This is a genomic window from Streptococcus sp. 20925_1_24, from assembly GCF_041432335.1.
Classification (GTDB): domain Bacteria; phylum Bacillota; class Bacilli; order Lactobacillales; family Streptococcaceae; genus Streptococcus; species Streptococcus mitis_BM.
Window position 1 is genome coordinate 276021 of sequence record NZ_JAPVZM010000001.1, and the last position, 23203, is coordinate 299223.

Sequence of the window (23203 nt, forward strand, 5' to 3'; positions counted from 1 at the left end):
AATTTTATTTCCTAACAGTAAACACTATTTTTTATTTTCAAAAATTGAACTTCTAAAATCATCAGTTTGGTCAAGATAAGCTTTAAAGATTGCTCTCTTCAACTTATGAACTGCACTGTCTGTTTCTGGATTATAGTTATTCCAATGAGGAGTTTCTGTATCCTTGCGGACAGCTTCATTCATTAGTTGTTGCAACTCATCTATATTGCTTGTAGTTTTGGTTGCAAAGCTTGTCCATGATTTACTTGTATCATTAAAGGTAACTTTATTCAATTTGCTGAATTTTTCTTGTCGCTCTTTATACATGGCCTTTTTAAAATCACTCCAAGTGTCGTATTGACCATTAAATAATTTTTGAAGTACTAATTTATCTGTTACCAATCCTTTAGTCTTACCATATGAGGTAATCGTTTTATTATTTGCCCTAGCATCGGGTTCAAATTGATTTGAAATATATGGCACCATACCATCTTTAAATCCTTTAGCAGCTAATAGTTCATAGGCCATACGACGTCCCATCAGGTCACCTGGCGTTCCGTCATCATTACTTAATGCTGCATAAATCGGCGCAAATAATTTAATAGTGAAGTAGCCATTTCTTTCGTATTCACCTAAGGCATATTCCCTAGACGAAATAATATTATTCTCAATCAAATCATTAAATGAATGTAATTTTTCAGCTTCTTCTGCGGTTAAATCTCTGACAACATTTGTTGCGTAGACATTATTTCCATCTGGATCCTTAACAAATTTATTCTCGATTTTTCTTAGAGTATTCATTTTTTCGTAAACACTCAATTTATTCACAACAGACTGCCCTTCAAGATATTCCAACATATAAACAACATCAAACATATTGTGGACATATTGCTTCAAATCATCAGAGTTTTTAAATCTCGTAGTTGGATCGAGTATTTGTAATCGTTCTCCTTCTTTACTATCCGATTTTAAATGTTTCAAGATCGAGTTGATGGTGATGGTTGCGTCGTTTGGATGGTCTGGTGCTTGTAATAAGCCTTTTGCAAAGAACTCTGGTCCCAAGCCACTTCTTCGACCATAGCCACCAAGATAGATGTCCTGATCTGAGTCATGCGTCATCTCATGTGTATATGTGATAGCTCCATCCTTATCTAACATACGATAACCCATATAATAAACGGCGTCACCGGTAGCATAAGCACCGTGTCCATTATGACCAACTTTATTTCCAACAGGTCCAAAGAAATGTTTCATTGCAGGATTTGGACTATCAAAATCTGATACTGTTTGGGCTTTTCCATTGGTATGATCATCTCCAAATTTATAGGCATCATAAAGCAAGATATTTCGGTAAAGCTTCTCACGCCCTTCCTTATCTAGAATACGATACCAATAATCGTAGTGATCTCGTTGACGTTCGGCAGTTTCGTGAGCGCTCTTTTCAACAAAGTTATTTAGATCACCATTTGCTTGATGCTCTTTATTACGGTAACGATCATAAGCACCAAAGCCTAGGCTAGAGATAGTTGAAATGACAAATACGGATCTTTCTGGCAAGGTTAGTAGAGGCAGTACCATGTTACGGTATTTCCAACTGTCGCTAGTGATTCGATCATAAACACCAATAGAATACTTGCTGCCAACTTTTTCCTGATTAGCCCTCACTTCTGGAATATTAGATTTTTCTTCAACGATTAAGGCTTTTGTCTGTGATTTAAACCATTCATTGTTGCTTGTGTTTGGTAGAAAGACTTTTCGGTAATTTTCAAGCGTGTTAAATAAATCTTTCGTTCCATGATGGCTAGCTAAACTAATAGCATAAGTATCAACGTTGTTCTTGGCAAGAAGATTATTAAATCCTGATTTACCTAACTCTATTAAGGTATCTAACGGAGAAGCATTTCCTTTGCCAAAGAAATCTAGATGGTACATTACAAGGTCTTTTGCACTCACTTTATCATAACTAAAGTTATACCAGCGTTCTAGATAGCTCATACCAAGTAGTAAAGCTTCCTTGTTACGCTTGATTTTATCTACAATATAACCCGTCATCACTTGATTGTTTTCCACTAGAGCAGCATCCGCAGACAAGAGTTTTTTTAGACTTTCTTCAAGATGATCCTTCGTTTTAGCAAACTGGTCTTCTAGATATAGCTCGGTTAACTTAACTTCTGGAGAAATACCAAGTGTGTTTCTGATAGCTTCTGAATCGTAGGCAACCTGCTGTAATTTAGGTAAAACTTGATTGATGATAGAGGTTTGGTCATACAAGAATTGGTTAGGAGTATAGAGAAGACCTGTATCTCCTAGGCTATATTCTGCTAGCTTGGCAAAATCAGTCTGATACTTGAGATCAAGCTTCTCAGATGAATGGTCCTTGTAGTGCAGCAAGAGTTTGTTTGCAGTCTGTTTGTTAGAAACAATATCTGTGATTACTTGATCATCCTTCATCATAACTGCAGACAAGAGTTCTTTTTGATATAAGTTACTGCTTTCTTTTACCAGATTTCCATATTTGACGATGGTTGCTTTATTGTAGAAAGGTAGCAATTTTTCAATGTTCTTATAGGCTAAAACGCGCTTATCTTGATAATTTGCTACCTTAGAAAAATCACTTTCTTTATTGCCACTTGTTGAAAGGGGCTCCACTGTTGGTGGGGTGAGAGGATTGATTTCTGCTTTCTTGCTTGCAATTTGAGAATCATCTAGCATCTTTCCTCTTTCTTCAAAGGATTCCTTGCTGACGACTTCATCGTTTTCCAAGGCAACTTTGATAACTCTATTAGCTTTATTGCTGAATGTAGCTGTCACCTTCATATTGTTATAGTGGTAAGCGGTGATGGCGTTCCCGTTTGTTACATTGACATCGCTAAGAACATTGGTCAAGCTTCCAGCATGCTGTTCCTTACCAGAAGTTCGATCCCATAAATAGCCTGCTACACCAGCGACTTCTCCGAACTGTTTGACATTATTAATATCTCCCTCAGCATAACTATCACGGACATGTGCATCATTGTCCACAAGTCCCACAAGACCACCGACAGTCTGATCTGAACTATTTGCATTTGATGAAATGGCTATTGTAGCTTTGGATTTAGCAATAGACGCGTTTTCACCTGTCAAATGTCCAACCAAGCCACCAATATTGTAGGTAGCAGTTGTTTCATAGGTATTAATAATCCTTCCCTTGAAACTACTGTCAGTGATGGTTGATTGTTCGGACTTGGCAAGCAATCCACCAATACCACGTTCCCCAGCTAAGACACCGTCGACATGAACCTGGTTAATTTTTGTCCCATTTTTAGCTTCATTTGCCAGTGAACCGATATCATTCTTTCCTGAAATAGAGACATTTTTCAGGCTCAGTTTTTCTACTGTAGCATTACTTAAGTTGTTAAATAAAGGTTTTTTCAAATTATAGATAGCATAATGTTTGCCATCTTTTTCACCAATCAACCTACCAGTAAAGTTGCCCTTAATATAAGACTTCGCATCAGACTCCAGTTCCATTTCGTTAGCATTCAAGCTAGCTGATAAATAATAGGTTCCACCAAGATTTTGGTTGATGGCATGAACTAGATTACTAAAGGAAGTAAAGTTTGTCGTTTCCTCTGTAGTCTTCTTAGCTAAATAGAAACTGAAATTTTCAACATATTTATGGTCTATCTCCTGCTGGAGTTTATCAACTCTCGCTGTAATTTTATAAAATGTGCGTCCATCTTTTAACTCCTCGGATATCGATGCAACCGGAAGGTAAACATCTTTAAACGCAGAAGATTTTACCTTTACAAAATAAGTATCTGGATTACTTGGAACACTGTCCAAAGAAACATGTTGTTTGTAAGTTCCATTCGTTTGATGACTATACAATTCAATATCAGAAACATTTCTTAATTCAAGTGTTTTCTCTGGATCTGTTTCTTTTGGCTTCTCAACGGGAGTTTCAGGTTTTAGTTGCTCAATATTCCCCTTGTATTCAGGAAGTGGATCTACCTGTTCTGGTTCTACTATTGCTCCGGCCTGTGGACCTGTGTATTCTGGTAGGGGAGCAATCTGCTCTGGTTCAACAATAGCGCCAGCTTGTACGCCTGTGTATTCTGGTAGGGGGGCTACCTGCTCTGGTTCGACAATAGCTCCAGCTTGTGGGCCTGTGTATTCTGGTAGGGGGGCTACTTGTTCTGGTTCTACTATTGCTCCGGCTTGCACTCCTGTGTATTCTTTCGGTGCTTCTACCTTCTCTGGTTCTACTATCGCTCCAGCTTGTACTCCTGTATATTCTGGTAGGGGGGCTACTTGTTCTGGTTCTACTATTGCTCCGGCTTGCACTCCTGTGTATTCCTTCGGTGCTTCTACCTTCTCTGGTTCTACTATCGCTCCAGCCTGAACTCCTGTATATTCTGGAAGCGGTGCTACCTGTTCAGGTTCTCCTTTATCACTTACCACAGTATCTGGCGACTCTGGTTGAACCTCAGTCTCACCTTTGTCAGTCACAACCGCTTCCGGTAGCTCTGGTTGGACTGCTGGTTCGCCTTTTTCAGTTACAACTGCTTCGGGTAACGCTGGCTGAACTTCTGGTTCACCCTTGTCTGTAACAACTGCTTCGGGTAACTCTGGTTGGATTGCAGGTTCAACTACTGCCCCTGCCTGTGGACCTGTGTATTCTGGTAGTGGTGCTACCTGCTCTGGTTCAACAATAGCTCCGGCTTGTGGTCCTTTATATTCTGGAAGCGGTGCCACCTGTTCAGGTTCTCTTTTATCACTTACCACAGTATCTGGCGACTCTGGTTGAACCTCAGTCTCACCTTTGTCGGTCACAACCGCTTCCGGTAGCTCTGGTTGGACTGCTGGTTCGCCTTTTTCAGTTACAACAGCTTCGGGTAACGCTGGTTGGACTTCTGGTACACCTTTATCTGTTACAACTGCTTCTGGCAACTCTGGTTGGACTGCTGGCTCACCTTTGTCGGTTACTACAGCTGCTGGTAGTTCAGGCTGAATTGCGGGTTCAACAATAGCTCCAGACTGTACTTCCTTATGTTCTGCACCAGTCTCAGGTTGTTCCTTTATAACTTGAGCTTTTTTAGTACCTTTTTCGACTATTCTTGTAACAGGCGCAGTCGTTGAAGTTGAAACAATTTCTCGTGAAACCTCTTCATTGTTTACAGAGAATATTCTGATGACTTCAACTTTCTTACCTAATTTACCTTCTTGTTTGACTCTTACAGTTCCTTCAGCTAAATCAGGATTTGCTTGAATTTCTTCTTGAAAATCTATTTTTGTCTCTATAATTTCCTCACGATATAAGAGTTCAGGTTTATTCAACTGGCCTGATAGAACTTCATCCTGTGGATTTAATGTATTTACCCCAGTCTTTTCTTTTGGAGAAACCTTCTCATCTTTCTTCGCTTCTAGATTCTTATGTTCTGATAATTGTACTTGAGAATCTAAAGATTGTTTCTCTTCTTTTGTTGGATTCGTTAATTCTGTAGAAAGAGGTTTTTCAACTACTTGAACTTCTGTTGGCTTAGTTGAAGAAACAGGTTTTTCTTCCTGCATAGCTTGTACTGTTGATGGATTCTCTACAAAATTCGGTGTAACATTATAATCCACCTTTTGTTGTTTTGTAGGAGTGGCTGCTGATTTTTCTTGATTATTTACTTTAGACTCAGAAGTTATGTTTTCCTCTTTGATATATCCAATATATGTGTAACCTGAAATGTCTTTAGGAAGAGGTAATTTTTCTCCAGAGGTCAATTCATAGTCCGTATTGTAATTCAGTAAAAAATTATTTTCTAAAGCATGAGCTGAAATTAGGACACCATTTCCTATTCCTGCAACCAATACTAAATGTAATACTGTTTTATTCTTAACTTTTTTCTTAGAAACGGCAAAAATTAAAATTCCCAGAGCAGCTAAGCTAGCTCCAGCAACTAGGGCTTGCATATCATTCTTGCTTCCAGTATTTGGCAATTCCGCCAGTTGATTTTGAGAATTTAACTTATAAACAAGATAATAAGTCTCATCATCATTCTCCATGTATGTCGGAATATCATATACAAGCTGCATCTTCTCATCTGATGATAGCTCTGACTCTGTCACATATTTATAGTGAACCCCTGTAGTTTCTTGAGCATCCACAGATGAATTAGCTAATACAGACATAAAAAATAAACTTGAAATCGTTGCAGATACAAGTCCTACTGATAATTTTCTAAATGAAAAACGCTGCTGTTTTTCACCAAAATACTTTTCCATTATTCCTCCTTGAAATAAAATTTAAAAATATGTAAGGCAAACTTTATTATATTAGCTTGTTATCTTATAAAAAGGTAACATACTTTAATTATACTCTTAATTTACCAAAAAGTCTTAAAATTGCGTTACGTTTTCATACTTTGTTTTATATATAAAATACGAAGGAGCAGGGTTTGCCATTTCCTATTTTCTCTTTTTGGATAAAATGTAACCTACCATGGAATTTCCACGGTAGGTGTTACTTATATCACTAATCGTTCTAAAAATGGTTTGATGCAGTTGAGGAGAATTCCTTCTATCCAGCTTTCTTGTGCTGAGGATAGATGTTCTGTCTGAAGGCTTTCTTTTAAAAAGTCTCGGACTTGTTCTGGTGCGATTTCAAACTCAAAAGCTTTCATTTTATAGAAAAAGTCGATGAGATGGTCTGACAGATATTCGGTTGAAAATGGCACTTCTCCACTCTTTCGATATTCTAATAAGAGCCGAGAAAATCGTGCTTTTTCTTCAGGAAGCTCACGAAAATAGGAATTGAGGAGCCAGGTCTGCTTCTGCTTTCTTTCAATTGGATCCTGACTAGCAATTCGTTGGTCTTTTTCCAGCTCTTTTTGGTATTGTTTGGCCTTGATAGCCCGTTCTGTTCGATTTTTACCAAAAAGAATTTTCTCCCACTTGCGTTCTTCTTGAGTCAGGGTCTCTGTAAATCCAAAGTAATCTTGATAAGCACGCTCTGCTGGTCCCATGGCTAGGACTAGATTGTCTGCATATTGCTTGGCGATTTTATCCCTCTTCTTGCGTTCTTTCTCTGCCTGGATACGCAGTTCTTGTTCGTAGTCAATTTTCTCCTTACCTAGTTTGACAAGATAGAGTTGGTCATCTGATTTTCCAAGTAAAAAGGGTTTGATACACTTTTCAAGAACTTCCTCCATACGAGCCTTCTTCTTAGGCTCTGCCTTGGTCCAACTTCCTCCTTGAAAGACTTCTAGGAAGAGCTGGTAGTCTCTCTCAGGTGTGAACTGATTGCCACGATTAGGTTTAAAAACACCTTTTTCCCAGAGCCACTTTAGAAGACGCTCGTCAAAGTCACTTTTGTTAACCTTGATTTTTTCCTTTTTCTGGGCTTTTCTGGTCAGGTTTTCAACCTTTCTGAGCAGTTTTTCTTCCTCTTCTAGTTGCTGGTCAAGGCTTAATCGATGAAAATGCCGAACACAGTCGCTACCGATAGGAAAGAGGCGTTGACCTGTGACGCCGTTAAAGAGTTCGTAAGCGTATTTGATGGCATTTCCACAGACACAATTGCTACGGCCGATACCGTTAAAAATCAAGGAAACTTCATTCCATTCCTTGGTAGCTTGTTCCCAAGTATCAGCTTTTGAAGCCTGTAAAACCGCATCATGTAGGGATTTTCTAACTGGAAGTGTCATGAGGTCTCCTTTCTAGATTATACTTTTACAACTTGAACCTCGTCTTTACCGAGTAAAATCAAGTATTTCTCAATATTTTCAATCGAATAGGCTCGAGATAAAGCCTCTCCGTATAGGGCTAACTGATCACGATAACGGTCTATGAGTTGACTTGGTTCATCATAGCGGTCTGTCTTGTAGTCGAACAGAACAATTCTGTCCTCATAAAGCAGATAGCCATCAAGGATACCACGGACAACAAAGTCTTCCTGACTCTTTTGGTCTCGTTTGAGCATGGAGAAAGGTTGTTCGCGATAGAGATAGTTAGTATTTGCGAGAATTTCCCGACCGAGTTCTGTGTCAAAGAATGCAAGGATTTTCGCAAGATTGATCTTGTCTCTGACCGCTGGGCTGGTTTGAACTTGTTTGAGAGTTTCTGTCAGACTAGCAAGCGTTGGTCGCTGACTGAGGTCAATTCTCTGCATGAGTTCGTGGGTGGCACTACCAATCTCAGCTCCTGTTACCTTTTCTTTGGTTGAAAAATCTGGCAAATCAAAGTTGATTTTCTTGTCTACTGACTGGCCTTGACCTGCAATCTCGACACCTTCCATATCCATAATGGGTTCGTAGAATTTCTTGATTTGGCTTGGGGTTTGAACACTTGGTAGTTCAATGGCTGCGCGGTGAAGAGTATTATAAACTTCCACCTCTTTCAGCATTTCAAGAGCTTCTTTGATGGTTTCTGACTGGCGATTGTCTACTTGGGAGCTATCTTGGAGAGGGCTCTTATTTTCTAATTCTCCGATAGCTTCTCTAGTCAACTGATCCTCACCAACAAAACGATAGCTAAAGTTGAGATTATCCTTTGCAAACACTTTACTGATAGCCCAAAGCCAATCTTGGAAATTCCTTGCTTGCAGTCTAGTAGATCTATTTAGTTTTCCATTTTTAGCCGCTGGGTATTCCTTGGCTTCCAGCTTTTCACGAGAACCTTTACCGATAAGATAAAGCTTTTTCTCAGCCCGCGTCATGGCAACATACAGCAGACGCATCTGCTCTGAATAGCTTGCCAGCTGTAATTCCTCTTCATTCTGCCCATAGGTCAGGCTAGGAATGGAGAGTTTGATGGTTTTAGGATAGTGAGCTTCTACTGCTCCTGTCTCCATCTTGGCAATATATTTGACACCAAGCCCATTTTTACGACTGAGAATAACCTCTGACATAGAGTCTTGCTTGTTGAAATCTTGATCCATGTTAAGGATGAAGACGTAAGGAAACTCCAAGCCTTTACTCTTGTGGATGGTCATGAGCTCTACTGCATCTTTGGGCGGTGCGACAACCACGCTTGCAAGATCGTGCTGGGCTTCTAAGACTTGGTTAATCATACCAATAAAACGAGACAAACCCTTAAAATTGCTCTTTTCAAAATGATCAGCACGAAGTGCTAGGGCATAGAGATTGGCCTGTCTAGTAGGACCATTTGGCAAAGCCCCAACATAATCATAATAAAAACGGTCATTGTAAATCTTCCAAATCAAGTCATAGAGGGAGTGAGTTTGGGCATACAAGCGCCAAGAATCCAAGATATCCATGAATTGATTTAGTTTCTCAGCTAGAGCTGTGTGTATCAAGCCTTTTTGACTACTTGCCAGTTTTTGTGCATTGACAAGTTTTTCATAGAGATTTTCTTGGACTTTATCCTCTGCTTTCTGAAGGGATAAACGTGCTAACTCGTCCTCATCAAAACTAAACATAGGAGACTTCATAAGGGCAACTAGGGCATAGTCTTGCAGGGGATTGTGAATGACACGAAGGGTGTCTAGCATGACTTGCACTTCTAGGGATTGGAGGTAATTGTTTTGCTCTCCGTCTGTTTTGACGGGAATCCCGTACTCAGACAGGGCGAGAAGAATCTGGTCATTACGACTGCGGCTGGAGGTCAGAAGAGCAATTTCTTTAAAGGCAACACCTTTTTCCTGATGAAGTTTCAGGATCTCCTTGATGACTAAGCGCATCTCACCAGTTAGTTTCGTTTCTGCTTGGCTCTCTTCTTCCTCACCTGTGTCGTCCTTGTCGTAGAGGAGAAATTCTGCCTTGTTGTCTGGATTGGGAGTCAGTTTGGTATTGGCAAAAACAAGCTGGTGCATGTTATCATAGTTGATTTCGCCGACCTCTTGGTCCATGAGACGTTCAAAGACATCATTGGTTGCTGACAGCACTTCTGAACTACTACGGAAATTTTCTTTGAGGAGAATGAGCTTGCCTTCTTGGGGATTTTGCGCATAGCGTTGGAATTTCTCATTGAAAATCTGCGGGTCTGCCTGACGGAAACGATAGATAGATTGCTTGATATCTCCTACCATAAAGCGATTGTGGCCATTAGACAGCAATTCCAGCATCCGTTCTTGAATATGGTTGGTATCCTGATACTCATCGACCATGACTTCATGGAAGCGCTCCTGATAAGCCTCACGGACTTGTGGGAATTTCTCTAAAATCTCAATGGTGTAATGGCTGATATCAGCGAACTCAAAGGCATTTTCCTGTCGTTTGCGCTGACGATAAGCTTCCACAAAATCACTCATGAAAGTTTGGAAAGTCTTAGCTAGTTCCCATGTATCTCCATGATAACGTTCTTGATAGTCGAGAATGATTATCTGGTCTGACAGTTGTCCTAGTTTAGCAAACTGGGTCTTTCTCTCTTCGTTGTAGGCATCGGCCAGTGGCTTCAAATCAGCCTTACGACTGGCATTAGTCAGAGATCGGCCGTTTTTCTCTTTTGAAATGGCGACGACACGCGCAAGTACTGCCTGATAAGCCTGACTATCGGACTCCTGATTTAGGGAGCCAATTTCATCCAGAATCAACTGAACATTCTCTAGATAAGCAGCCTTTGCAAACTCCTTGGCATCATTATCCAGATGGTAACGGAAAAAGCTTTCCAAATCCCAAAGGGCTTGTTTGATTTGCTCAGTCAGTTTTTCTTTTTCACTGGTAAAATCAGCTTTCTCAAAGCCTTTGAGGAAAGATTCACTCAGCCACTTTTGAGGGTTGCTGGTGGATTGGAGGAAGTCATAAATTTTATAGACTTGCTGGCGTAGCCCCCGTTCATCCTTGCCACGTCCAGCAAAGTTTTTCAGCAAATGACTAAAGGTCTCTTTCTGCTTACCTTGGTAATGGGCTTCAAAAACCTCATGAAAAACTTCGTTTTTTAGAAGTAGTTGCTCGCTCTGGTTTTGTAAAATCCTGAAATTAGGCGCAATATCAATCAGATAGCCATGTTTGCCAAGGAATTTTTGGGTAAAAGAGTCCATGGTTCCGATAGCTGCGTTGGGTAGGTCTGCCAATTGTTTACCTAAGTGTTGTTTGAGGTCAACATCGCTACTTTCTTGGATTTGTTGGCTGATTTTTTTCTCCAAACGTTCTTTAAGCTCGGTGGCAGCCTTGACAGTAAAGGTTGAGATAAAGAGTTGAGAAATTTCGACACCGCGCGCCAATTGATCTAGAATGCGCTCTGCCATGACAAAAGTCTTCCCCGAACCAGCCGATGCTGAAACCAGGATATTCTGACCAGAAGTGTAGATGGCTTCGATTTGCTCGGCAGTTTTCTTTTGTTCCTTGCTCAAATGCGCTTCTGCTTCTTGCAATTTTTGAATTTCCTTCTCAGTTAAAAAGGGAATAGGCTTCATCGATTCAACTCCTCTCTTATTTTTTCAAACCAAGCTTGCTTGAGTTTTTCTCCAACCAGACGCTTGCCATCAGCTAAGTCCAACTTTTCTAGGAAACGGGCTTGACCCAAGTGATAATTGGCTTCAAATCCTGTGATGGCTGGATGTTGCTGAACATACGGTGCAATACTTCTGCCATTTTCGGTATAAGGATTAATGGCGAACTGGCCTTCTAAAATCTTCTCAGCTGCTTTCTTGTAAAGTTGGGCATTGTAGTCCAGCAAGAGCTGGAATTCCTCATCCGTCAGCTGATTAGCCTTGTTTTTGTTATAAAATTCGCCCAAATGACTGCTTTCTTTTTCTAAAAAGAGGCCTTGGTATTTCATTGACTTGCTAGCTTCTACTACTGCACCTGCTAGACTTTTAACGGCCATCAGAGATTGGACTGGTTCAGCCATTTCCAAGTACATAGCGCCGAAAAAGTTCTGCTCCCCTTCTCTTTTTAGTGCAGCTAAGTAAGTTGGCAACTGGGAATTGAGGCCATTAAAGAAATGAGGAAACTGGAACTGAGTCAGACTGGATTTGTAGTCTACTACCCCTATCGCTCCATCAGCTTTCAAACGGTCAATCCGGTCAACCTTGCCTCGTACAAAGACACTGCGTCCATTGTCTAATTGAATAAAGGCTTGGTCTTTTCCACCGAAATTCGCCTCTTCTTTGATAGTTTCAATAGCTGGATTATGGCGGAGAATATGTCCAGTTGTCCGCGCCACATCAAGCAGAATTTCCTTGGTAAACTGGGCTTCCAAACTTTCCTGATAAATAGCCTCAAATTCTCGCTCTTGACTGGTTTCTTGAATAGCTTGTTCTAGACGTTTGTCAAAGGGATCTTCGTCAGGCAACTGCAAGGCTCGTTCAAAAATACGGTGTAAGAAATTCCCGTGACTACGGGCATCTGGACGCAGGCGCAATTCTTCTTGCAAGCCTAAAACGTAGCGAAGAAAATAACTGTATTCATTGCGGTAAAACTCCGTCAAACCGGAGGTAGACAGGTAAAACTCCTGATCAGCAGGATAGAGAGCTTGTAAGGTGTCCTTTGCTAAGGGTTTACTGCTTGGGCTGGTTGGGAAGGCTGGATTTTCCAGACCTTGCTGGTCTAACTTTTTACCCATGACACGCGCCAGCACCTTGACAAAGGTCAAATCTTGCTCCCTATCACTCGTCTCGCCCTGCTGGTGATAGGCAACCAGACTGGACAAAAGACTGTGATAGGACCCCATATCTTCCTTAGACAGCCCTTTGTGATTCATCCTTTTTTCTTTCCGCCTAAATCCAAAATGGACTAGCTCTTGCAGATAGGCTGACTCCTTACTTTCACTTTCATTAAAAAGGCTTGGAGCCGACAAGACCAACTTCTTACGCGCAGAATTGACCAAGGAAAGCATGGTATAGCGATTTTTCTTGAGGTTTTCACTGCTGGCAATCAGCAATTGACTCCCCTCTTCAGTCATTTGGTTTAAATTTTGTCTTTCTTCATCTGTCAAAAGGCTGGTATTCTGCGCGATTTTTGGTAAATTGTCCTGAGTCAACCCAATGGCATAGACAAAGTCAGCAGTCAGTGGTGCAATCAAATCGTAACTCTGCACCAGAATAGTGTCTACTGTTGCTGGAATGATGCGATACTGAGATAGACTCATCCCAGAATGAAGCAAGGCTAGAAAGTCCTCTAGATTAACTTGCGAACCAGCAAAAACAGTCGCAAATTGTTCTAAAACATGACAGAAAGCCTTCCAAACTTCGGCTTGTCTTTCCTGTTCTACAGCTTCCATAGTGGCTGTCAAATCTTGCAACTGCTTGGTCACCGCTCCCTCTTTTAGAAAGCTATTCCATTTTTGTAGGAGGTTTTCAGCCTTTTGTTTTCGGCTAGCAAAAAGAGTCTCAAGAGGTGTTAAAACACGCAGACGAAGAGTATTTAAACGTTCCAGATTAAATTTTCCATGGTGTGATTTGGTAAAGGTTTGCTGAAAGGCTGGCAAGCCATTGATACCAAGATAGCGGATATATTGCTCAAAAGCATCAATATCAGCCTGACTAAGGTCGGTATACAAACCTGTTCTAAGAAGGTTTATCAAATCCTCCTGACGGAAACGATAGCGTTTCAAAGCTAAAATAGACTCGACAAATTGTGTCAAGGGATGATGAGCCATGGATTCGCTTCTACCAAGATAGAAAGGAATCTGATACTGGTCAAAAATCGTTTTTAGAGATAATTGATAAGAAGCTACATCACCCAAGAGAATACGAAAATGCTTGTAGCTCAGGTCTGAGTTCTTATGTAATTTCTGACGAATGCTACGGGCTACTAGCTCCAACTCCTCCTTTTGCGTCAAACAAGACCAGATTTGTAAGTTTTCACGGTCCTTATCATCAATTTCCAAGGAAAGTTCTGAAAAGTCATAGGACGATTCCAATAAACGAGAGGCCTTATCAAAACTATCCATCTGCTCATGAGTTTGAGAACAATCCAGAGCAGGAGTTTGGTATTTAGAGGCTAGATGATGGAGAAACTCCACACTGGCTTGGTAGAGATTACCCTCGCTAAAAGGGCTAGTATAGGCTTTCTTACTAGCATAGGCTCCAATGATAATCTCAACACCCTTGCCATGAAGTAGGTCCACAATTCGCTCTTCCTCAGCAGAAAAACGGGTAAATCCATCAATGACCAAGGCAATTTGAGTGAAATCACTACTTACCTTGTCATTCTCAATAGCCTCAATCAAATGGGACAACTGACTTCCCTGAGTCAACTGCCCCTGATTGAGATAAGCCGTTATCTTCTCAAAAATCAAGAGTAAGTCTGCCCTCTTGTCCTCATCCGTCAAACTCTCCAAGTCTAAAAAACTCATCTGAGCCTTGGTCATCTCGTGGTAAAGCTCAATCAACTGCTGGATAAATTGAGGATCCTGCTTGATAGCTCCATAAACACGTAAGTCCTTAGGATCAAGTTCAGCAAGGCATTTGTAAAAGGCCATCCCAAGACCGATGTCATCTAGACTGGTCTTAGCAGGCAAATCATTCAAAATCAGGTAACGAGCCATTTGCGCAAAGCGCGTGACGGTAATCGCAAAAGAAGCCTGCTGGAACAAGCATTCCAGCACGGCGCGTTCCTTTTCAAAAGAAAGAGAGTTGGGAGCGATGTAGAAGACTCGCTTGCCAGCAGCAACCAGCTCCTCCGCCTCTCTGGTTAGAATTTCAGTCAAAGAAGTCCGAATATCAGTATAAAGTAATTTCATCTCAGCCTCGTTGGAATTTTTCGTTACCTTTTATTATACCATGATTAGCCAGCCAATTCTGAAAATAATCAGTTCTTGTTCATTCGTTGAAAAGAAAATGCCGGAAAGTTCCGACATTGTTTTAGTAAGCTAACTTCCTGAAAATAGGAGTAACCACACATTCCAGAAGGCAGTGATATTGATGAGAATGTGAACTAGTATTGGATAATAGAGATTTTTTGTCATGCGATACAATAGAGCCAAAATAAGCCCTCCGCTAGCATAAATGAAAAAAGCAAGAGGAGTTAAAGCGAAATTGATATGAATATAACCGAAAATAATAGCAGAAAGCAAGACATCTCCGTACCAAGGCGAGTTTTTGAAAAAGGTTATCATAAGCACACCGCGATAAATCAATTCCTCAGCAATAGGGCCGATGAAGCAAGCTATGAGCAAGAAATAGGGTAATTCCTGTCTCCCTATCATTTCTATCGTTTCATTCAAAGAAATTTGATTTGAAGACGAGGGTATGAAATAAGACAAGAAGAAGTCAGACATATACGAAATGATATAGCCCAGTAAAAGGTAGATAAAGTACCTCAACTGCCACTTGAAGTGAAAAGTTTTCTTTCCTGCAAAAACTAGTAGATAGATGACCGCTAATAAAAGAACTCCACTCTCCATCAAAAGTAGAATCTGAAAAAACTCACGACTTGCTGGTAGATAAGGCTTTGCGAGATGATTGAAAAGCCTCCAAAACCAAGTTGATTTGTAAAAAATTAAGGACAATGCTAGTAAAATCTGAATAATCCGTTTTTTCATCTCAAATCCTCTGTTTTTCTTGACTAGCTTATTGAATATAATGGTTTGTTTAATTGAATCACAAGTTTAGTATAGAATATCTTTTCAAAATATACTCTTCAAATCATAAATTGTCATCAAAACATCCTAAACTGTAAAATCAATTAACCCATACCCTTTTACCATTATCTTCTCTAACAAAGGAAGACCTATGATTAAGTTACTAACCTTGGATATAGATTGATTTCTCCTAAATGAATCCAAAGCCCCCAAAAAATCAGGTGGTTTATTTAGCCTGAACCTTACGGAGCGAGACAAATAAAAGCCAGTATTGCTACTGACTCTTACATCATTTTGATTTAACAGGATAAATTTATGCTTCTGATTTCGTCATAACTGACTCACTACCTTTTTAATAAAGCAAGTAATTTTTCTGCTTCTGCCATGATGCCATTATTATCCATGGTTTGGAGACTCAGATTATTTCGTAAACCAGCTAGGCTCTCTGTCACATTGTTTTTCAAGCTAGCATCCGTTACTTTGTCAAGTAAAGCTTCTACTTCTTTGAGTTTGGCTTCTACTTTTTCAGTCTCTACTTGAGGGACTTCAGCTTCGTCTGTTGTATCGTTAGCAACTCCCTCTGTCTCGTCTTCATCAGTGCTCGGTTTATAAAGATTATCTACTGAAGGGTTTAAACCTGCGTGATTCTCTTTTTCATCAGATTCAGTGCGAGTTGGCTCACTTACTTCATCATGTTCCTTATCTTCATCAGGTTTACTGTCTTGGTCTGCCTTATTTTTACGAACATGGTCGCTGGCATTTCCCCAACCATTATCTGAGTGAGGACGTTCTTCAGGATGTTCAACATAATATTTTACAGTCGCAAAGAGATCCTCAAGGCTATAACCCTTAGGTGCTTCATAGAGTCCTTCGTCAAACCAAGCAAATTTAATATTATGGTAATGATCATAATGAGGTATAATCAAGCTACCGTTTTTAACTTCAACAGTATGTTGGAGATTGTAAGGCATGTGATCCAGTGGAACCTTCTTAGCTGCCTTCACTTTATTATAGATTGCTTCTACTCCTTTAACCTCAGTATTTCCTGACCCCTGATTATCTGTTGAAGGAGGCATCAAACCTTTCTCTTTAGCATAAGTCTGAGCTGCTGCTCTTTCAGCTTCAGACAAACTTTCTTTCTTAATCCAATGACTATGAGTCATATGTGGAGTTACATAGGCATCGCCTTCATCGCTAGTTATATCATGAGGATCAAAGATATAGCCATCTTCTGTTGTATACTTACCTGCTAATTTCGCTAATTTAATTTCATCGTCCGTATAGGCAATTTGAGCATTTGGTTTGCCAAGTCGCTCTGGATGGGTAATTGGTGCTAGGAAGGTAAGAATATCATCAACTAACTTGACTTTATCGCTTGAGACGTCATTAAGACGTTCCAAAAGTGTATCCAAAGTTTCAAAATCAGCTTGGCGACCTTTATTAGAAATCAAATTTTGATGAACTTTTGCTAGTAAATCATAAACCTTGTTGTAAAATTCTTGATCACTAGAAGGGATGGTACTTTTCTTAGCTCCTAACACATGAGACAAACTTTCTTGTTTGGCAAGTTTATTATCAATGGCTATAACAGTTTCTGCTGAAAGCTCCTTAGTAGAGATATAACGCGAGGTTCCATTCTCTTCAAAGACATAACCATCAGCTACCTTTCGAACAGCCTGTTTAACCAATTTTCCATCAAATGGATTGCTTGGAGATGATTGAGGATTTGGTACAGGTTGTGGACTTGGTACTGGGGTAGTCTCTGGAGCAGGGATTAGATTTGGTCTTGATGGTAACCAATGACTTGAACTATAATGAGGTGGAATCATTCTTGCAATTTTCTGCTCTAAATCAGACATTTGTGAATAAGGAATAAAGTGATAATGGTCTCCGTGAGGCACTGCTACACCGTTTGCTGTACGTTTGATGATTTGGGCCGGATCAAAGACTAATCCATCCGATTCTACATGTCGTTCTGACAAAGGTTTGGCATACAATTCACTTAAAAGTGTTGGGATATCTTCCCCTTGATTTTGATGATATGTTGGGGTGACAGTCAGGTTTGGACTCTCTGTCAAACTTGGTTGGGCTGGTTTAGCATTATCACTACTTGGTTTACTTGAGCTTGTAGAAGAATGAGAACCCTGTTTACCATTCCAATAGTCTTGGGCTGCAGCCAATTCTCCTGCTGACAAATCACTCTTAGGTATATAGTGAAAATGATTGCCATGCGGTACAACAAAAGCGTCACCTGTATCTTCAATCACATCTTTCGGACTAAAGACATAGCCATCATCCGTTGTATAAGCGCCTCCAGTTCCTCGATTTGGTGCCTGCGTATTGAGATTAAAATTTGGTTTAATCGGTGAACTTGGTTTATCTGTACTGCTTGGTTTCGGATTGTCAGAATGACTTTGAACTGGCTGACCTCCAATTGGAAGATTTCGAGCCAATTTTTCTTCCAAAGCAGACATTTGCGAATAAGGAATGAAATGGAAATGATCTCCGTGAGGTACTGCGACACCATTGGCTGTACGTTTTGTAATCTGTGCTGGGTCAAATACCAAGCCATCAGACTCCACATGACGTTGGCTAAGTGGCAAAGCGTACAATTCTTGAAGAAGACTAGCTAAATCCTCATTTTGACTCTCAGGAGCTGTTGCAGAATTTTGCGGAGTTTCAGCTTGAATCGTTCTCACATTAGATCTTGTTTCTCCCCTGCTTGAACGATATTCAACCGTACTTAATTGACCACCTTTTCCAGATAAGAAGGCTTGAGCAGCAGCTAATTCACTGGCAGACAAGTCACTCTTAGGAATATAGTGGAAGTGATTGCCATGAGGAACGATATAGGCATCACCCGTGTCTTCGATGATATCAGATGCGTTGAAGATATAACCGTCATCCGTTGTATAACGTCCTTGGGCTCTGGCTTCAGCAACAGCATTATCTGTACTTGAATTATGATTATGACTATGTTCCTGCTTCTGACGTTTAATCTCTTCTTTTGTCCGAATATTATCCGCATGGGCCGCATCTTTAAGGTAAACATAGTATTTCCCGTCTACCTTAATGACATAGCCACCCTTGATTTCATTGACAATGTCTGCATCCTTCAACTGATAATTCGGATCTTTCATCAGCAGTTCTTCACTGATGATAGCATCATAAGGAACCTTGCCATTATAGTAATGATAATGGTCTCCATGAGAGGTCACATAACCTTGATCCGTAATCTTGATGACGATTTGTTCAGCGTTGATTCCCTCTCTCTTACTGACTTCATCTGGTGTCAAATTTTCTGCCTTTTGACCAGCCTGATCACCGTCTATATAAGCAACTCGATTAGACTCTTTCTTAGCCTGACCAGCTTGGTAACGACCAAGTTCATAGGAACAAACACTTAGGGCAAGAACTGCCACTGAACCTGCCACATATTTTTTATTGATTTTCATTCTTTTCTCTTTTCTTAAGCCTATTTGATTCACCACAAAACGATGAACCGGTTAATTAACTAGTTAATAGTTTACTCTTTTTAGTATTACTTGTCAAGAATTTTTCGTATACACATAATAAAAATGAAAGCCTCTTTATCGAGACTTTCATTTTTCATTAGTTTATTTTTCTTTGCTTACAGATGTAAGATTACTACCTTTTAACAAAGCAAGTAGTTTCTCTGCTTCTGTCATGATACCATTATTATCCAAGGTTTGGAGACTCAGATTATTTCGTAAACCAGCTAGAGTTTCCGTTGCATTGGCTTTCAAACTAGCATCTGTTACTTTAGCAAGTAAAGCTTCTGCTTCTTTGAGCTTGGCTTCTACTTTTTCAGTCTCTACTTGAGGGACTTCTGGTTCAGCAGGTGTTTCCTCTACTGGCTCTTCATCTGCTTTGAAGTTCTTATTTGGATCTTCACTGTGGTCTTTCTTACCTAAGACATGCTCGCTGGCATTGCCCCATCCATCATTAGAATGTGGACGTTCGTCAGGATGTTCAACATAATACTTAATCGTCGCAAATAAATCTTCCAAGGTATAACCGTTTGGAGCCTTGTATGAGTGATCATCAAACCAAGCAAATTTAATGTTATGGTAATGATCCTTATGAGGAATGATTAAATTACCATTTTTTATCTCAACTGTATGCTCTACCATGTATGGAAGTCGAACGAGTGGAATTCGTTTCTCACCTTTCACACGATTGTAAATGGCCGCTGCACTATCTCCAGTTGGATTTGCTTGAGCGTCTGCATCTGGAGATGGAGGTAGGATACCTTTTTCTTTAGTATAAGATTGAGCAGCTGCTTTTTCCTTATCAGAAAGGCTATCTTTTCCAATCCAGTGACTATGACCCATATGAGGCGTTACATAGGCATCTCCTTCATCACTGATAATATCATGTTCGTCAAAAATGTAGCCATCTGAGGTTGTATACTTATCAGCTAATTGTGCAATACGGACTTCGTTTTCGGTATATTCAATTTGAGAATTTGGTTTACCAAGACGTTCTGGATGGGTAATTGGTGCTAGGAATGCCAATAAATCATCTACTAATTTTCCTTTATTAGAAGATTCATCATTCAAGCGTTCTGCTAATTTGTCTAAGGATTGGAAATCAGAAGTACGACCCTTATTTTCAGACAAGGCTTTATGAGCCTCGGCCAATAAATTATATGCTTTATCATAAAATTCTTGATCACGAGGAGCGACATTTTCTTTCTTCGCAACTAGAGTGTGTGTCTCTTGAGTTTTCTTAGACAGAAGATTTTCAATAGCATCAATCTTATCCTTGGCCAAATCTTTAGCTAGAACATAACGACTAACGCCCTTATCCTCGATAATATATCCTTCGCCAACTTTTCTAACAACCTGGTTGACATCAAGTTCAGTCAGTTTATTTTCCACTGGTGCCAGAGGTTTGGTAGTAGGGGCTGGCTTCAGAGGAGTAACACTTGGCAAGACACTGCCATTTTGTCCCTTGATAGCTATCATACGAGCCAATTTTTCTTCCAAAGGGGACATTTGTGAATAAGGAATAAAGTGATAATGGTCTCCGTGAGGCACTGCAACACCGTTAGCTGTACGTTTGATGATTTGTGCCGGATCAAAGACTAATCCATCCGATTCTACATGTCGTTCTGATAAAGGTTTGGCATACAATTCACTTAAAAGTGTTGGGATATCTTCCCCTTGATTTTGATGATATGTTGGGGTGACAGTCAGGTTTGGACTCTCTGTCAAACTTGGTTGGGCTGGTTTAGCATTATCACTACTTGGTTTACTTGAACTTGTAGCAGAATGTGAGCCCTGTTTACCATTCCAATAAGCTTGGGCTGCAGCCAATTCTCCTGCTGACAAATCACTCTTCGGAATATAGTGGAAATGATTGCCATGCGGTACAACAAAAGCGTCACCTGTATCTTCAATCACATCTGTCGGACTAAAGACATACCCATCATCCGTTGTATAAGCGCCTCCAGTTCCTCGATTTGGTGCCTGTGAATTGAGATTAAAGTTTGGTTTAATGGTTGAACTTGGTTTCTCAGGACTGCTTGGTTTCGGATTGTCAGAATGGCTTTGAACTGGCTGACCTCCAATTGGCAGATTTCGAGCCAATTTTTCTTCCAAGGCAGACATTTGTGAGTAAGGAATGAAATGGAAATGATCTCCGTGAGGAACTGCCACACCATTGGCAGTACGTTTTGTAATCTGTGCTGGGTCAAATACTAATCCATCAGACTCCACATGACGTTGGTTAAGTGGCAAAGCGTACAATTCTTGAAGAAGACTAGCTAAATCCTCACTTTGACTTTCAGAATCTGTTGTAGGATTTTGAGGTGTCTCAGATTGACTCATTCTCACACTAGATCTTGTTTCAGCTCTGCTTGAACGATATTCAACCGTACTTAATTGACCACCTTTTCCAGATAAGAAGGCTTGGGCAGCAGCTAATTCACTGGCAGACAAATCACTCTTAGGAATATAGTGGAAATGATTGCCGTGAGGAACGATATAGGCATCACCCGTGTCCTCAATAATATCAGAGGCATTAAAGATATAACCATCATCCGTTGTATAGCGTCCTTGGGCTCTGGCTACAGCAACAGCATTATCTGTGCTTGAATTATGATTATGACTATGTTCCTGTTTCTGACGTTTAATCTCTTCTTTTGTCCGAATATTGTCCGCATGAGCCGCATCCTTGAGGTAAACATAGTATTTACCGTTTACCTTAATGACATAACCACCCTTGATTTCATTGACAATGTCTGCATCCTTCAACTGATAATTCGGATCTTTCATCAGTAATTCTTCACTGATGATAGCATCATAAGGAACCTTGCCATTATAGTAATGATAATGGTCTCCATGAGAGGTTACATATCCTTGATCCGTAATCTTGATAACAATTTGTTCGGCATTGATTCCCTCTCTCTTACTAACTTCATCTGGTGTCAAGTTCTCTGCCTTTTGACCAGCCTGATTACCGTCTATATAAGCAACTCGATTAGAATCTTTCTTAACCTGACCAGCTTGATAACGACCAAGTTCATAGGAACAAACACTTAGGGCAAGGACTGCCACTGAACCTGCTACATATTTTTTATTGATTTTCATTCTTTTCTCACTTTAATTCTTCTGCTAGAACACTCATATTTTCTTCAAGATTTTCTAAATAGGTCTTGTCATTTTGTGGGTCTGCCTCTAAAGGATTCAGAGTTTTAAGACCCACACCTGTTGATTTGACAAGAGTTTCAGCTACTTTGGAAGAAGCGTTACTTTCTGTAAAAATCGTTTTAACCTTATATGTTTTTACAAATTCCTGAATTTCTGTAAGTTGTCGTGGACTTGGTTCTTGTTCAGGAGAGATACCTGCAATACCAAGTTGATTAAGTCCAAATCTCTTCGCTAGATAAGAAAAGGCTGTATGTTGTGTTACAAATGTTTTCTGAGTCGCTTTTTCAAATTTAGGCTGAAATTTCTTAGTCAATTCTTGAGCTTTTTTGATAAAGGCTTGCGCATTTTTCTGGTAAGTTTCTTTATGCTCACTATCCACCTCTGAAAGTTTATCAGCGATAATCTGAGCTTCTTCGCCAGCTTTTTCAGGATCTAGCCAAGTATGAGGGTCATAGAGCGTTTTTTCATCAACTCCATCCCCTGCTTCCACATCTTCTAGCCCTGGGACGCGGTCTAAAGTCATTCCCTCTGAAGCCTCTAAAACCTTCACTTTAGATTTTTTTAGATTGGGATCTAAACTTCCTGCCCAAGATTCTAGCGTATGAGAATGGTAAACAAAGACATCTGCATCATAGATGGCCGCGATGTCATTTGCCGAAGGTTCAAAGGAGTGAATCCCACTACTTGACTGAATCATTCGAACATCATTCAAGTCACCAGATACTTCCTTAACCATAGCGTAGATAGGATAGAAACTGGTCACAATTTTCATCCCTTTCCCTGTCTGGCTTTCCTTTTGACCACAAGCACCTAAACACAAAAGAAAGACACTTAACAATACTAAAAATAAACTTTGTTTTTTCATGGTTAACCCCTTAACTATTTAATTAACTGGTAAACATTCTACTCCTAAAAATTTAATCTGTCAAGCTATTTTAAGAAAAAATTGAAATTTCTTTCACATATAAAAATCTGCTGAGTTTCAACAACTCAACAGATTCTCACTTTATATACTCAATGAAAATCGGCTCTATAATATTTGTAGTGGGTAACCCCCTATGGATATTATGGAGCCTTTTTTGTGTAGAAAAAAA

Annotated in this window: 8 protein-coding genes; all 8 read right to left on the reverse strand. The window is 40.0% G+C overall.

Annotation, left to right across the window (positions count from 1 at the left end; genetic code table 11):
* Positions 1 to 24 precede the first annotated feature (24 nt).
* The 8 genes from O3650_RS01330 to adcAII all read right to left on the reverse strand — a co-directional run bounded on the left by O3650_RS01330 (position 25) and on the right by adcAII (position 22974).
* Positions 25 to 6231, reverse strand: coding sequence for a ZmpA/ZmpB/ZmpC family metallo-endopeptidase (locus O3650_RS01330; RefSeq protein ID WP_371491384.1), 6207 nt, complete (start codon positions 6229 to 6231; stop codon positions 25 to 27).
* A gap of 242 nt (positions 6232 to 6473) precedes the next feature.
* Positions 6474 to 7652 (reverse strand): hypothetical protein, encoded by a 1179-nt coding sequence (locus tag O3650_RS01335; RefSeq protein ID WP_371491386.1) that lies wholly within the window; start codon positions 7650 to 7652, stop codon positions 6474 to 6476.
* 17 nt (positions 7653 to 7669) lie between these two features.
* The gene (gene addA, locus O3650_RS01340; protein WP_371491388.1) at positions 7670 to 11320 is read right to left on the reverse strand and encodes a helicase-exonuclease AddAB subunit AddA; all 3651 of its coding nucleotides are present in this window, start codon (positions 11318 to 11320) and stop codon (positions 7670 to 7672) included.
* Entirely contained in the window at positions 11317 to 14592 is a 3276-nt protein-coding gene (gene rexB, locus O3650_RS01345) for an ATP-dependent nuclease subunit B (RefSeq protein WP_371491390.1), read from the reverse strand. Before rexB ends, addA begins: the two co-directional genes overlap by 4 nt.
* A gap of 129 nt (positions 14593 to 14721) precedes the next feature.
* Positions 14722 to 15393 carry a CPBP family intramembrane glutamic endopeptidase gene (locus tag O3650_RS01350; RefSeq protein ID WP_219966698.1) on the reverse strand — a complete coding sequence of 224 codons (672 nt, stop codon included), beginning with the start codon at positions 15391 to 15393 and terminating at the stop codon, positions 14722 to 14724.
* A gap of 383 nt (positions 15394 to 15776) precedes the next feature.
* Positions 15777 to 18887, reverse strand: a complete 3111-nt coding sequence (locus O3650_RS01355; protein ID WP_371491393.1) for a pneumococcal-type histidine triad protein — start codon at positions 18885 to 18887, stop codon at positions 15777 to 15779.
* Between the two features lie 162 nt (positions 18888 to 19049).
* Positions 19050 to 22049, reverse strand: coding sequence for a pneumococcal-type histidine triad protein (locus O3650_RS01360; RefSeq protein ID WP_203175369.1), 3000 nt, complete (start codon positions 22047 to 22049; stop codon positions 19050 to 19052).
* A 7-nt stretch (positions 22050 to 22056) separates the two neighbouring features.
* Complete coding sequence (gene adcAII, locus O3650_RS01365) at positions 22057 to 22974, reverse strand: zinc-binding lipoprotein AdcAII (protein ID WP_000744916.1); 918 nt, start codon at positions 22972 to 22974, stop codon at positions 22057 to 22059.
* Positions 22975 to 23203 lie beyond the last annotated feature (229 nt).

Coding starts and splice junctions, on each gene's coding strand:
- O3650_RS01330 (WP_371491384.1), bottom strand. CDS start 6,231: ATGGAAAAGTATTTTGGTGAAAAACAGCAGCGTTTTTCATTTAGAAAA.
- O3650_RS01335 (WP_371491386.1), bottom strand. CDS start 7,652: ATGACACTTCCAGTTAGAAAATCCCTACATGATGCGGTTTTACAGGCT.
- adcAII (WP_000744916.1), bottom strand. CDS start 22,974: ATGAAAAAACAAAGTTTATTTTTAGTATTGTTAAGTGTCTTTCTTTTG.
- O3650_RS01350 (WP_219966698.1), bottom strand. CDS start 15,393: ATGAAAAAACGGATTATTCAGATTTTACTAGCATTGTCCTTAATTTTT.
- O3650_RS01355 (WP_371491393.1), bottom strand. CDS start 18,887: ATGAAAATCAATAAAAAATATGTGGCAGGTTCAGTGGCAGTTCTTGCC.
- O3650_RS01360 (WP_203175369.1), bottom strand. CDS start 22,049: ATGAAAATCAATAAAAAATATGTAGCAGGTTCAGTGGCAGTCCTTGCC.
- addA (WP_371491388.1), bottom strand. CDS start 11,320: ATGAAGCCTATTCCCTTTTTAACTGAGAAGGAAATTCAAAAATTGCAA.
- rexB (WP_371491390.1), bottom strand. CDS start 14,592: ATGAAATTACTTTATACTGATATTCGGACTTCTTTGACTGAAATTCTA.